The organism is Leptolyngbya sp. ST-U4, from assembly GCF_039962215.1.
In the GTDB taxonomy this organism is placed as follows: domain Bacteria; phylum Cyanobacteriota; class Cyanobacteriia; order Elainellales; family Elainellaceae; genus Leptolyngbya_A.
Genome location: NZ_JAMPKZ010000007.1, coordinates 107,608 through 120,889, shown reverse-complemented (window position 1 = coordinate 120,889; position 13,282 = coordinate 107,608). Strand labels below are relative to the sequence as shown.

Annotated in this window: 14 protein-coding genes; 11 read left to right on the top strand and 3 right to left on the bottom strand. The window is 50.2% G+C overall.

What is annotated here, in order from left to right:
* Nucleotides 1-77 precede the first annotated feature (77 nt).
* Together NDA02_RS13265 and NDA02_RS13260 are read left to right on the top strand one after the other, a co-directional pair.
* Entirely contained in the window at nucleotides 78-182 is a 105-nt protein-coding gene (locus tag NDA02_RS13265) for a PetM family cytochrome b6-f complex subunit 7 (RefSeq protein WP_190793374.1), read from the top strand.
* A 267-nt stretch (nucleotides 183-449) separates the two neighbouring features.
* Nucleotides 450-1,439 (top strand): SDR family oxidoreductase, encoded by a 990-nt coding sequence (locus tag NDA02_RS13260; RefSeq protein ID WP_190793375.1) that lies wholly within the window; start codon nucleotides 450-452, stop codon nucleotides 1,437-1,439.
* A 13-nt stretch (nucleotides 1,440-1,452) separates the two neighbouring features.
* Here NDA02_RS13260 and cobO read toward each other — a convergent pair whose 3' ends face one another.
* Nucleotides 1,453-2,148, bottom strand: coding sequence for a cob(I)yrinic acid a,c-diamide adenosyltransferase (gene cobO, locus NDA02_RS13255; RefSeq protein WP_190793376.1), 696 nt, complete (start codon nucleotides 2,146-2,148; stop codon nucleotides 1,453-1,455).
* 497 nt (nucleotides 2,149-2,645) lie between these two features.
* On the opposite strand from cobO, the gene NDA02_RS13250 reads away from it, so the two are divergent.
* Nucleotides 2,646-2,942 carry a hypothetical protein gene (locus NDA02_RS13250; RefSeq protein ID WP_190793377.1) on the top strand — a complete coding sequence of 99 codons (297 nt, stop codon included), beginning with the start codon at nucleotides 2,646-2,648 and terminating at the stop codon, nucleotides 2,940-2,942.
* 32 nt (nucleotides 2,943-2,974) lie between these two features.
* Here NDA02_RS13250 and nadB read toward each other — a convergent pair whose 3' ends face one another.
* Complete coding sequence (gene nadB / locus NDA02_RS13245) at nucleotides 2,975-4,696, bottom strand: L-aspartate oxidase (protein ID WP_348255089.1); 1,722 nt, start codon at nucleotides 4,694-4,696, stop codon at nucleotides 2,975-2,977.
* A 132-nt stretch (nucleotides 4,697-4,828) separates the two neighbouring features.
* Complete coding sequence (locus NDA02_RS13240) at nucleotides 4,829-6,220, bottom strand: NAD-dependent malic enzyme (protein WP_348247620.1); 1,392 nt, start codon at nucleotides 6,218-6,220, stop codon at nucleotides 4,829-4,831.
* 446 nt (nucleotides 6,221-6,666) lie between these two features.
* On the opposite strand from NDA02_RS13240, the gene NDA02_RS13235 reads away from it, so the two are divergent.
* The 8 genes from NDA02_RS13235 (at nucleotide 6,667) to NDA02_RS13200 (ending at nucleotide 13,249) form a co-directional block, all read left to right on the top strand.
* Nucleotides 6,667-7,104 carry an SRPBCC domain-containing protein gene (locus NDA02_RS13235; RefSeq protein WP_190793380.1) on the top strand — a complete coding sequence of 146 codons (438 nt, stop codon included), beginning with the start codon at nucleotides 6,667-6,669 and terminating at the stop codon, nucleotides 7,102-7,104.
* Between the two features lie 220 nt (nucleotides 7,105-7,324).
* A complete protein-coding gene (locus NDA02_RS13230) occupies nucleotides 7,325-8,224 on the top strand; it encodes an alpha/beta hydrolase (protein WP_190793381.1) in 900 nt (299 codons plus the stop codon).
* Nucleotides 8,225-8,720: 496 nt separating this feature from the next.
* Nucleotides 8,721-9,803 carry a photosystem II q(b) protein gene (gene psbA / locus NDA02_RS13225; protein ID WP_190793382.1) on the top strand — a complete coding sequence of 361 codons (1,083 nt, stop codon included), beginning with the start codon at nucleotides 8,721-8,723 and terminating at the stop codon, nucleotides 9,801-9,803.
* Nucleotides 9,804-10,010: 207 nt separating this feature from the next.
* On the top strand, nucleotides 10,011-10,433 hold the full coding sequence (locus tag NDA02_RS13220) for a polymer-forming cytoskeletal protein (RefSeq protein ID WP_190793383.1): 423 nt from the start codon (nucleotides 10,011-10,013) through the stop codon (nucleotides 10,431-10,433).
* Between the two features lie 321 nt (nucleotides 10,434-10,754).
* Nucleotides 10,755-11,177, top strand: a complete 423-nt coding sequence (locus NDA02_RS13215) for a PAS domain-containing protein (protein WP_347277905.1) — start codon at nucleotides 10,755-10,757, stop codon at nucleotides 11,175-11,177.
* Complete coding sequence (locus tag NDA02_RS13210; RefSeq protein ID WP_348255112.1) at nucleotides 11,087-12,271, top strand: PAS domain S-box protein; 1,185 nt, start codon at nucleotides 11,087-11,089, stop codon at nucleotides 12,269-12,271. The genes NDA02_RS13215 and NDA02_RS13210 overlap by 91 nt, the downstream gene beginning before the upstream one ends.
* Entirely contained in the window at nucleotides 12,258-12,869 is a 612-nt protein-coding gene (locus NDA02_RS13205) for a histidine kinase dimerization/phospho-acceptor domain-containing protein (protein ID WP_206755099.1), read from the top strand. Before NDA02_RS13210 ends, NDA02_RS13205 begins: the two co-directional genes overlap by 14 nt.
* Nucleotides 12,833-13,249 (top strand): ATP-binding protein, encoded by a 417-nt coding sequence (locus NDA02_RS13200; RefSeq protein WP_199296713.1) that lies wholly within the window; start codon nucleotides 12,833-12,835, stop codon nucleotides 13,247-13,249. The genes NDA02_RS13205 and NDA02_RS13200 overlap by 37 nt, the downstream gene beginning before the upstream one ends.
* The last annotated feature ends 33 nt before the right edge of the window (nucleotides 13,250-13,282 follow it).

Genomic DNA, 13,282 nt, shown 5'->3' with positions numbered 1-13,282 from the left:
AGCTTTCCGCGACTGCAAGAAAAACCTAGGGTTCAATCTAGCACTAACAATTTTTTGATGCAGGAGTATAACCACGCATGAACGGCGAAATGTTAAACGCAGCACTGCTCTCCTTTACTCTAATTCTCGTGGGTTTAGGCTTAGGCTTCCTGATGCTCCGAATTCAGGGTAGTGAAGAGTAGCGCAAAAAGAACATTTGAGGGGTTGGCTCCTCATGGGCTTTTCCTCATGGGCTTTATAGATCTCAATAGATCTCAGCCACTTCTCAGGTCCGCTTGGGAATGTGGCTGTCTTTTTAAGCAACAGTCCCCCTTAAAACAGCAGTCTCTCTTGGAGCGTGAGAAATAATGGTGAGAAATCACTTTTACTAATAATTTTTCCTCGCGGTGGTTGAGGCGTTTTAGGGTATCGTAAACTAATAAAGTTAACGATTCGTAACGGAAGCCCTCATGAGCTTACTCATCGTTGGTGCGACGGGCACTCTAGGAAGACAAGTCACGCGACGCGCCCTGGATGAGGGTTATCAGGTTCGTTGTCTGGTCAGAAGCCCTAGAAAAGCTGCTTTCCTGAAGGAGTGGGGGGCAGAGCTGGTGCGGGGTGACTTGTGCAACGCTGATACCCTACCTGAAGCATTAGAGGGCATAACTGCTGTTATTGATGCCGCCACGACCCGACCCACTGACTCTTTAAGCATTAAGCAGGTCGACTGGGAAGGAAAGGTAAATCTAATTCAGGCTGCAAAAGCGGCTGCCGTAGAGCGATTCATCTTTTTCTCGATCCTGGATGCAGAGAAGTTTCCCAATGTGCCCTTGATGGAAGTCAAGCGCTGCACCGAGCTATATCTGGCAGAATCCGGCTTAAACTACACTATTTTGAAGCCGTGTGGCTTTATGCAAGGGTTGATTGGTCAATATGCCATTCCGATCCTGGAAAATCAGGCGGTTTGGGTGATGGGTGAGAGTTCGCCGATCGCCTATATGGATACGCAAGATATTGCTAAGTTTGCGGTTCAGGCATTAAAAGTGTCAGCAGCAAGCGGTCGCAGCTTTCCCGTGGTGGGTCCTAAAGCATGGGGAGCTTATGAAATTATCAAACTCTGTGAGCGGCTATCGGGTAAAGATGCCAGAGTAACGCGGATGCCCGGCGGGATTTTGAAGGCAGTCGAACGAACGGCTCGCTTCTTTCAATGGGGCTGGAACCTTGCCGATCGCCTTGCCTTTTCAGAAGTCGTCGCTTCGGGCAAGCCGCTGGCCGCTTCGATGGACGAAACCTATGCAGTATTCGGGATTGCGGCTGAGGAAACCACAACGTTGGAATCCTATATGCAGGAGTATTTCGGGCGCATCATGAAAAAGCTCAAGGAGCTGGAATACGAGCGGGAAAGAGCAAAAGAAAAAGCTCGGAAAAAGCGCAGTCCGTTTAAGTCTTCTGCAAAGTAGCTCGAAACCCCGCTCAAAACTCAATTCCCGGCTGTGCCTTCACTCCCTGTTCGCGGAAGGGATGCTTCACAAGCGTCATTTCGGTCACGAGATCGGCTCGATCGACTAATGCTTGCGGTGCGCCCCGTCCGGTGAGAATCACATGGGAGTCTTCGGGTTTGCGATCGAGTCCCTGTAGAACTTCCTCTACGGTCAAGTAGCCCATCTTGAGCGCGATATTAATTTCATCGAGCAGTACCAGGCGAAACTCTGGATTGTTGATGTAAGTGAGTGCTTTTTCCCAGGCAGCTTTGGCAGCTTGAATATCGCGATCGCGATCCTGAGTTTCCCAGGTGAACCCTTCGCCCATCGCGTGAAATGCAAGCTGATCTTGCCAGAGGCTAAAAACTTGCTTTTCCGCAGGCTCCCAGGCTCCTTTGATAAATTGGACGATCGCTACTTGATAGCCGTGACCCAGCGATCGAAGCACCATGCCCAGCGCAGCAGTTGTCTTGCCCTTGCCGTTGCCTGTGTGAACGATGATGAGTCCTTTTTCTAACGTCCGCTCTGCTAAACGCTGCTGCTGTACCTCTTTGCGCCGCTGCATTTTGCGCTGATACTGATCAGTAGCGAGCTGAGGAGAAGTTGCAGACTCATTAAGCTGGACTGCTTCTATATCAATTTCTGATTGGGCAATTTCTGATTGGGAATGAGCTGGGTCGGAGGTCATGGCTCAGAGCTGCTTACGACAGGACAATGAGCTAATCATGCCAGATTTTGTATTTTATCTCGCCGATGTAGCTGGTGGAGAGTGGCATAAAGCTGAATCTTAGTTTGCAAAGCTCAGTAGGGATTACGGAATTTAACTGGCTATATCTCATCACATTAAGCCACTATGCTAAAAGAGTTTACAATCCACGTCAAAGCGTAACGATCTCCGTTGTTTCCATGAGAGCAAGCCATAATGGCTATATTCCTTCTGGAAGAAATTCTTTTCTAGCCGTTAATAAAGTCAGTGAACTTACGGCTTAATTTATTTAGTTACAGTAAAGGATATAACTCATCCCATTGGGTGGTGTCAGCAATTACTTCCCGGATTCATCATAAAGTCAGTGAATGCACTGGCTTTTTTAGCAAATAGGCAGATATACTAACCCTACTTGGGTGAATCTACGGTGTTTTGTTGAAATTATGCATATCTTAAAGCGAGTTTTTGCAGTTGTCGTGATGGCAAACGTTTTGCACATTGCAGGCATCAGCGTTGGAATTGCTCTACCCGCTGCCTCTGCGGCTGCATTCAGTGAGAACGGTGAAATCCAAAAATCAGTGAATGGATCGATCGACTTACAGGAAAAATCGCTTTCCAACGATTCATTTTCCAGCAACTTATTCGCCAACGATAACAGCCCTGCCGCTCCAAAGCAGGTATACAAGGCTTCGATTAAGCTCAGTCAGTACAGCGACAATCCCACAATGCCGGGCGAAGGCACACCCGATCGCACTCAGGGGTCTGGAGCCCGCTAACGGCTCAGTTTCTTGAGGGTAAATCGTGCTCGTCAGCCAATGCTTGCGGATCGTTTCCAGCGATGGCTCTCAATCAGCGTATGAACTTGCCAGTCAGGTTCAATGTTCGGGTGATCAGTGCGATAGTGCCCTCCACGACTTTCAGTGCGAAAGGCAGCACTTTTAAGAATTAAATTGCCCACGTTGAGCAAATTGCGAGTTTCGCCCCACAGGCGGATCAAATTTGCTAGCTCGAATGGCGCAGATGGTGCAAGAGTTTCGCTCAGGGTAATCCGGTTAGTGGACGGGCTGCTGAGCCAGCGATTTAGCTCCTGACTCAGGGTCAGATGGTCAAACCTTTGTTGCCATTGGTCGATCTGCTCGATCGCTTGCCGAAGTGAGGCTGCCTCTCGACAAATTCCCGCACTTTGCCAGACCAATCGGGGAATCAGGTCACGGAGTTTACTCAAGTATTCAGCATCCGTTTGCCACGGCAGCGTTTCTTGCCTGCGATCGAACCATTCTACCCGTTGGATAGAAGACTGATTCAGCGTTGGGTCGGCAATTGGTTCTGTCACGGGTAAGTCTAACGCTGAAAACTGCGCTCCAAAGACGATGCATTCTAGCAGCGAATTACTGGCTAATCGATTTGCACCATGTACGCCTGTGCTAGCCGTTTCGCCAACGGCAAAGAGTCCGGCGATCGTGGTTTGATTGAGGCGATCGGCAGTCACACCGCCCATCCAGTAATGAGCCGCAGGCGCGACCGGAATCGGCTGTTGGAAAATATCAATTCCCCACTGCTGGCAAACTCCCATGATGTTTGGAAAGCGATGGCGAATCGTTGCTGCAGGGATGGGACGCAAATCCAGCCAGACGTAAGCAATTGCAGGATCAGCAGCCGTCTTTTGCAGATGGCTAAAAATTGCTCGACTTACCACATCACGCGGTGCGAGTTCACCTGCCGGATGGTAGTCAAAGGCAAATCGGTGTCCAGCCGAGTCCACCAGATGCGCCCCTTCCCCCCGAACCGCCTCGCTAATCAAAAATCGCGGTGCGCCAGGGTAAGTCAAGGCAGTGGGATGAAACTGCACAAATTCTAAATCGCGCAGCTCTGCCCCTGCCCGCCATGCCATCGCCACCCCGTCGCCTGTGCTGACTGCCGGATTTGTCGTTTGGGCAAAGACCTGCCCGCCGCCACCCGTCGCCAGAATGACCGCTCCTGCCCGCAGCCAGCAAAGCAGGTTTTGGTACAGCAAACTGACCCCGCAACATTGCTGGTTTTCTAGCCACAGATCCAGCACAAATGCCTGCTCCAGGATTTGAACGTTCGATCGCTTTAAAACCTGCTCTACGAGCGTATTCACCAAGGCTCTGCCTGTTGTATCTGCTGCATGAAGCACTCGCCGTTGAGAATGAGCCGCCTCTAGCGTCAGAGCGAGCTGATTTTCCCGCCGATCAAACCGCACGCCCATCTCAAGCAACGACGCAATACAGTCCGCAGCCTGGGTTGCCAAAAGCTCGACTGCCTGTGGCTCGCACAAGCCTGCCCCTGCCTTCAGCGTATCTTCGATATGTAAACTCGGCGAATCCTGCGGGTCGATCGCGGCTGCAATGCCCCCTTGTGCCCAGTCACTTGCAGAGAGAGAGAGGGTTTCTTTGGTAATTAGGCCAACGCGGTAATGCTGGGGAATGCGAAGTGCTGCATATAGTCCAGCCGCACCACCGCCAATAATCAAAACGTCAAACGAATCAGGAAGCTCAGAATAAGGCACAAATTTAATGATCGAAGTAGGGAAGCAAAGAACAACTTGCCCAAAAAAGCTAACCAGAGAGATGATCAGCAGGGGCAAAACTTCCAGCTCTTTTGATTCCTTCCTATTTTACAGGTTTAATCTTTGACAGGTTTAATCGTGAGCAATGCCCTCAGCTCTTGCCGCATAACGCACTGCTGCCGCCACTGAAATTGCGATCCGATCGTCAAAGACCGAGGGCACAATTTGTTCCCGGCTGAGGTCAGTTGGGTTAACTAGGGAGGCGATCGCCTTTGCCGCTTCAAGAAACATTTGGGTGGTCATGGTTTTGGCACGACAGTCGAGCGTTCCGCGAAAGACACCGGGAAACGCCAGGACGTTGTTGATTTGATTGGGGTAGTCGCTGCGTCCGGTTGCCATGACTGCCACTAAATCCGTCACCAGTTCGGGCTGGATTTCGGGAATAGGGTTTGCCATTGCAAAGACAATCGGCTCGTCTGCCATTGATTTGACCATTTCAACACTGACTACGCCCGGCGCACTGACCCCCAGGAATACGTCTGCGTTGATCATGGCATCTGCTAGCAACCCGCTTTCCGAAACGGCAAACTTGCGCTTTTGGTCGTTCAGGTCAGTCCGAGCGGTGGAGAGAATGCCGCGTGAATCGCACATTACAATTCGGGTTGCGCCTGCGGTTTGCAAAAGCTGGGCGATCGCAATTCCGGCTGCACCTGCCCCATTAATCACGATTCGCACCTGATCAATCGATTTGTGAACGACCTTGAGCGCGTTTAGCAGAGCTGCCAGAGTGACGATCGCCGTACCGTGCTGGTCATCGTGAAACACGGGAATATCGAGTTCCTGCTTCAGGCGGGCTTCGATCTCAAAGCAGCGCGGCGCACTGATATCTTCCAGGTTCACACCGCCAAAAACCGGGGCAATATGCTTCACCGTCTGCACAATCTCATCGACATCCTGAGTCGCCAGACAAATAGGAAAGGCATCGATTCCGGCGAATTCTTTAAACAGCATTGCCTTGCCTTCCATGACAGGCATTGACCCCGCTGCGCCCAGATTTCCCAGCCCCAGGACTGCGCTGCCGTCTGTGACGATCGCCACCGTATTACTTTTAATCGTCAGCTCATAAACCCGCTCTGGCTGCTGGGCAATCGCCGTACAAATTCGCCCCACTCCGGGCGTATAAGCCATTGCCAGATCGCTTTGACGCTTCAGCGAAATCTTGCTCTGCACGCTGATCTTGCCGCCCCGATGCAGGCTGAATGTGCGATCGTAGACATCCAGTATCTTGATGCCCTGAACGTCTTTAATCGCGTGAACGATCGCCTCAGAATGATCTGCGCTCGATGCATCTACGGTAATTTCTCTGATAAGCGTTTTGCGGTTGACTTCGATCAGATCAATCTGGCCAATATTTCCGCCTGTCCCAGCGATCGCCTGAATCACAGGAGCCAGCGTCCCGGCAATGTTGGGCAGCTGAATCCGAATCGTTAAACTATAGCTAGGGTTGGGTGTCAGACTGACCATACGATCGCTAAATGCTCCTATGCGTACGTGGCTAAAGGGTGGGCGCAGCTGAATGGAAGTTGCCGAAAGTAAGTCATTCAATGGGAGCGGCAGATTAGCAGGATGTTTGAAAAATGTCTAATATCCTACATTGCCCCCTAACCCCTTAATACTGGCGGACTTTGAATTCCCTAATCTGAATCTCCTAAAGTGGGTTTCTCGCCAAAATTGACCCGATTAACCCGATTGACCCACGAGGGGGCGGTTCGAGGCATCATGATGACTTTTCAAACATCCTCTAAAACCTATCGTTACATCGGTGGGAATTCGCGGAACTCTTAAATCGTTGGCGATCGAAATCCTATTGAAATCTTAGTCCTTGCAGTGATGCACTGCCCAGTCTAAGAGGCAGCTCACCCGTTAAACTGTACCCTTGCACACGAAACACGCAGCACTTTCCGGCAGCTATGCCCAGTCTCTACACCGAAATCGAAATCAATGCACCCAAGCCAGTTGTCTGGGAAGCCCTGATCCATAAAGAGAAATGGCTGTATTGGAACACGTTTCTGTACGATCGCAATCCCAGAAAGCCTTTTACTCAGGGGAGAAAAGTTCACCTGTCGCTGCGGCGGGTGCGCGAAGAAAGTGAAACCGAATTTGAACCGCACATTACCTTACTCCAGCCTGAAACCTGTTTGAGATGGGTTTATACCGCGCCCGGATTTCGCAGTGAGAGCGTCTTCCAGTTGCAGCAAATCGATCGCCAGCGCACAAAATACATTCACCAGGAGAACCTTTCGGGAGCCGTGACCCATGTTTTTCTGCTGTTTCTGCGTCAGGACGAGCAGCAGGGCTTACGCCGCATGGCAAGAGAGCTAAAGCAGTACGTCGAAGGGTTCCGTTAAAAGGCTCGATCGAATTAGATATTGAATTTAGATATCGAACTGGATAAGGTTTTGGCTGCGATCGAACCTCAATGAAATCCGCTATGCTTGGGACGTTTGCCCTCCCAACGTTTGCCCCTCCCTAAGTTCATTCTGTTGATTTGAAGTAGGTTCATTTTGTTGATTTGAAGTTAGTTGATTTAAATTCTGTTAATCCTTAAGCCGATTAATCTTTAAGCCGATGCCTCAGTTTCAGCCGCCCGGATTCACGCAGCATATTATTACCACGTTCCTGGGAGTGATGGTTTACTACACCCCAACCGATCGCCCCTGGCGCGGACATCCTGAAGTGGGAGAAGATTTGCCGCCGCTTGTATTTCTGCACAGTTTGGGTGGCGGTTCGTCGGCTTATGAGTGGTCAAAAGTGTATCCGGCTTTTGCGCCCGATTATCGGGTGATCGCGCCCGATTTAATTGGCTGGGGACGATCGACCCATCCGATACGAGACTATCAGCCCGAAGACTATTTTCAGGTCATTACGGAACTGCTGGAAAAAATTGGCACACCTGCTACGGTCGTCTCTGCTTCGCTCACCGGGGGTTTAGTGATTCGATTAGCAATTCAGCGTCCCGATCTGTTTCAATCGCTGTTTCTGGTGTCGCCCGCAGGCTATTCAGATTTTGATTCAAATTATGGTAACGGGCTTCCAGCGAAAATTGCAGGCATTCCAGGAATCGATCGCTTGCTGTATTCCGCAGGCGCGGCAAATGAGTTTGCGGTGCGTAATTTTCTAGAGCAGTTTCTCTTTGCGAATCGATCACGGGTGACGCAGGAAATGGTGGAAGCGTATCTCACCTCAGCGCAGCAGCTTAACGCGGACTATGCAGCCCTAGCCTCGCTCAGGGGCGACTTATGTTTTGATTTGTCGCTATATTTACCGCAGCTCAACGTACCGACTTTCTTTGTCTGGGGCGAGAAGTCCCGCTTTGGCAGTCCTGCTGTAGGCAAACGGCTTGCTGGGCTGAGTTCTGGAGCAGTTCGGGAGTTTTGGACGATTCCTGATGCAGGCGTTTTACCTCACCTAGAGACTCCGGCGATCGTCACAGGTTTGCTGAGAAAAGCCCTTACAAGAGTTCATTAAATTGCTGTAATGATTGACTTTCCTTGCTCTAAAAGCAAATTTACAGGAGCAGGGTAACTAATGGCAGTGCCCCCTGCCGGGCAATTTAATCCGACTCACAAATTAGACACATTAGTTTGTAAACCTGAGTGAATAGTTGTGAACAAAATTTGCTGAAATTTGAAGCAATTCTTTTGTTTCAGCGGCTATTTTTGATTTTGATGTAGTTGCTTTGTGCTGAAGCTGCTCCGATGTACCACCCAACGCAAATTGTGAATTACCTGATTCCAATTGAATTAGAAGCAATCGATCGCAATTTTGTACTGAATTTGAATTGTAAACAGATTGAAATAATAGATTGATTAAATACTCAAATCTGTCTTCATATCGGTACATAAATTACTGTTGCAAAGAATCACCATTCTTGGCAAATTCTGCAACTCCGCCTACGATAAATGACAGCGAGGTTCCACTTGCTCATACATTTAATCGCATCATTTCTTAAACCATAGCAATCATGACAACTACTCTTCAGAAGCGCGAAGGCGCAGGTCTGTGGGAGCGTTTTTGCGATTGGATTACGTCTACCGAAAACCGGGTTTACATCGGTTGGTTTGGCGTCATCATGATCCCGACGCTGCTCTCTGCAACAATCTGTTACATCATTGCCTTTATCGCTGCTCCTCCCGTGGACATTGATGGCATCCGTGAACCTGTGGCAGGTTCTTTGCTTTATGGCAACAACATTATTACGGGTGCAGTGATTCCGTCGTCCAACGCGATCGGTCTGCACTTCTACCCGATTTGGGAAGCCGCCAGCATGGATGAGTGGCTCTACAACGGTGGCCCTTACCAGCTCGTCGTTTTCCACTTCCTGATCGGCTGCTTCTGCTACTTGGGTCGTCAGTGGGAGCTTTCCTACCGTCTCGGAATGCGCCCCTGGATTTGTGTGGCTTACTCTGCACCGCTGGCTTCTGCAACGGCAGTGTTCCTGATCTACCCGATCGGACAAGGTTCGTTCTCGGATGGTATGCCGCTAGGTATCTCTGGAACGTTCAACTTTATGTTCGTATTTCAGGCAGAGCACAATATCTTGATGCACCCGTTCCATATGCTGGGCGTGGCAGCTGTCTTTGGCGGTTCGCTATTCTCTGCAATGCATGGTTCGCTGGTAACTTCTTCGCTGGTGCGGGAAACCTCCGAAAACGAGTCGCAGAACTACGGCTACCGCTTTGGGCAAGAGGAAGAGACCTACAACATCGTGGCTGCACACGGCTACTTTGGTCGGTTGATCTTCCAATATGCTTCGTTCAACAACAGCCGGGCACTACACTTCTTCCTGGGTGCGTGGCCTGTGGTCGGTATCTGGTTCACGGCACTGGGCATCAGCACAATGGCGTTCAACCTGAACGGCTTCAACTTCAACCAGAGCATTCTGGATTCGCAGGGACGGGTGGTGAACACCTGGGCAGACCTGCTAAACCGCGCCAACCTGGGCATGGAAGTGATGCACGAGCGTAATGCTCACAACTTCCCGCTTGACCTGGCTGCGGGTGCAGAAACTCCGGTTGCACTGACCGCTCCTGTAATCAACGGTTAATTCTCCTGCTGTTATAAGCATCTCTCACGGTTAGGCTCAATGAATCCCTCCAATAGCGGGGGATTTTTTTGTTTGTCAATTTGTGTGAATGGGCTATAGTTCTATACCGGATACTTGCTATACCAGATACTTGGACTACCCTCAAGAGGCTCGCGCTCAGGCTAGATTATTTCTTCTTTTTTAATGGTTGTTTTTTACGGTTTAAGGATGTTTAAGCGCAATCCGTCTTCTTCATTGACCTACATCAGCTCAACCTGCGAAATCCAGGGAGTTCTTAACGTCGAGGGAAATTTGCGCGTGGATGGCATTGTGCATGGCACAGTGGAAGTTCGGGGCGATATGGAAATTTCCCAGTCGGGATTGGTTGAAGGTCCAGAGCTACGAGCAAATAATATTGTGGTGCATGGTGTGGTGAAAGCCAGAGTGATTGCCGAAGGACGGCTCACGCTCACGCGCACAGGTCGCCTGGAAGGAGATGTAACTGCCCATTCACTGGATATTGAAGCAGGGGCATTTTATCTGGGTCATATTGCCACTAACGAGATGAAATCTTTGCCTGTTGCACCTTCCTATCCTGAACTGATTGGACAAGAGGAGCAGCCGCCTGCCGAAAGTTCCAGACTGCGGTGACCGTACTCTAGCAACGATCGCGACTTTAGGATAATGCTGGCTCCGCATCGTTTCTGCGCCAACATTTCTCGTGGCTCCTGTAATAAAGACTCGCACGATTTCCTGGTTCTACTGTTCTACAGAAGGTGCTGTTTCGGGGGGTTACTGTTTTAAGTTTCAAATCTTGCAGCCCCCCTGAATCTCCCAATTCTGAGGGACTTCCAAGCTGAGCAAGAAGCACAGCAGCATCGCTCCCCTTATAGATGTAGCTTTAACTCCCGTAGCCGATAATCCCTTTGGCATCATTACTGATCGAGCCAGCGATCGAAGGAGTATTGGATTATGAATCGGTCTGGGGTATCTGGTGATGTATCGATGCAATCCAGTGAAGCTTTCCAGACTAAAGTTCAGACAGAAACAGCCCAGGCAGAAACAGTTCAGACAGAAACAGCCCAAGCAGAAACAGTTCAGACAGAAACAGCAGTTCGCGATCGATTTTTTACTTTGCTGCAAGATTTGGATGCGATCGTCTGGGAAATGGATCTGGCGACCTGGCAATTTACGTTTGTCAGCGATCGAGCTGAGCAGATTTTGGGGTATCCAGTGCAGCAGTGGCTTTCGGAACTGACTTTTTGGCAGGATACACTTCTGCATCCAAAGGATCGGGTCGCAGCATTCAATTCTGCCTCTGTGCCGCTAAGGAAGGACGCGACCACGAATTTGAGTATCGAGCGATCGCTGCCGATGGGCGAATTATCTGGCTAAAAGATATCGTGCGTGTGATCAAAGATAGCCAGAACAGACCGCAAATGCTGCACGGTATCATGCTCGATATTACAAACGAAAAGATAAAAGAAAGAGAAGCCGAAGAACGCCATCGGGAATTGCAGCGCGAACGCGCGGAGCGACAGGAATTCGAAACTGCCAAAGAAGCCCTGCGAAAAAGCGAAGAACGCTATCGATCGCTGGTTGAAGCCACATCGCAAATTGTTTGGGATACGAAAGCAAACGGAGAATTCGTTTCAGAGCAGCCGGGATGGAGTGCCTTTACCGGACAATCGCTTGAAGAATATTTGGGCTGGGGCTGGCTCACTGCAGTTCATCCAGACGGTCGCGCTCAGACCGCTCAAGCTTGGAATCATGCGCTGACAACCCAAACGATGTATCAAGTTGAGCATCGACTGCGGCGACAGGATGGTATGTATCGCGGAATGTCTGTGCGAGCCGTGCCCGTCCTTGAAACCGATGGCACTGTCCGTGAATGGATTGGCATTCATAGCGACATTACCGATAGCAAAAAGATTGAAATTGCCCTGCGTGACAGCGAATATCGCTATGCCCAAATCCTCAACTCGGTGCAGGATATGGTCTACAGCCTCGCACCCAACTCCCGCCTAATTTATGCAAACCAGGCAACCCAGAACTACTACGACAAAACGATCGAAGAACTGCGCTTCCACTACACCCTGCATTCTGATACTGATGCTGAAGTGTTTGCCTCAGGACAGCCGATCGAAGTTTCAGAAGAATCGAATGTTCGCGCTGACGGTGAAGTTCGCTTTTTCCACACGATCAAATCGCCCATTTTTGACATCACCGGACAGGTCGTTGAAATCGTTGGCGTATCACGGGATATCACCGATCAAAAACAGGAACAAGAACTGCGCGATCAGGCTCTGGCAGAAGCTCAGGCAGCGCGAGCAGAACTTCAGGGCGTGTTTGCTCGGGCTCCGGCTGCCATCTGGATAACACACGGTTCTAATCATGTAATCCAAACGGCAAATGCTCTGTTTCAGCAGTTCACTGGTGGGAGAAGACTGTATTGGGCAACCGGTGCGAGAAGCGTTGCCTGTCCTTAATCAGCAGGGCTTTTACGAGCTGCCCGATCGGGTGTATGAAAGCGGTGAGGCTTATGGGGGGCGCGAGGAGCGGGCAGTTTTCGATCACAATGGCGACGGTAAAATCGAAGAGAGCTTCTGGAACTACGTTTACCAGCCGCTATTTGACGCAAACCATCAGGTCTACGGGATCATGGTTCATGCAGTTAATGTGACCGATCAGGTTCGATCGCGGCAGGAAGTTGAACGCAAGGCAGAGGAACTATTGCAGCTCACCCGCGCCCTGGAAGCTAGCAATCGAGAACTCGATCAGTTTGCCTATATTGCTTCTCACGATTTAAAAGCTCCTTTACGGGCGATCGCCAACCTTTCGACCTGGCTAGAAGAAGACCTGGAAGACATTCTGACCAGCGATGCATGTCAGCAAATGAAACTGCTGCGGGGGCGGGTGCATCGGATGGAAGGCTTAATCGATGGGATCTTGCAGTATTGCGGGCAGGACGATTTAAGGGGAAACTGGAGCGGCTCAGCGTTCAGCAGCTTTTGCAGGAAACGATCGAGCTATTGTCTCCCCCGCCGGAAGTGCAAATTATTATTCAGCCCGAAATGCCAACGCTGATCACGGAAAGAGTGCCACTAGAGCAAGTTTTCCTCAATCTGATCAGCAATGCGCTGAAGTACGGGCAAGTCCCTCATCCCAAAACTGGGGAAGAACTGCAACAGTCCAAACACCCGTCCAAAATCGAGATTCGCGTGCGCGAGCAGGATCACTTTTATGAATTTGCCGTTGCCGATAACGGTGCAGGAATTGTGCCCGAATATCAACCCAAAATTTGGGGCATTTTTCAGCGGCTTGAAGCCCGCGATCAGGTGGAAGGAACCGGAATCGGACTGGCAGTAGTGCAAAAAACTGTTGAAATGCGCGGGGGTCGAGTCTGGGTCGAATCGGATATCGGTCAGGGAGCGACTTTTTACTTTACTTGGATGAAGGCGCATTAATGGTGCGTTGATAATGCATTCAGCGTGCATGAG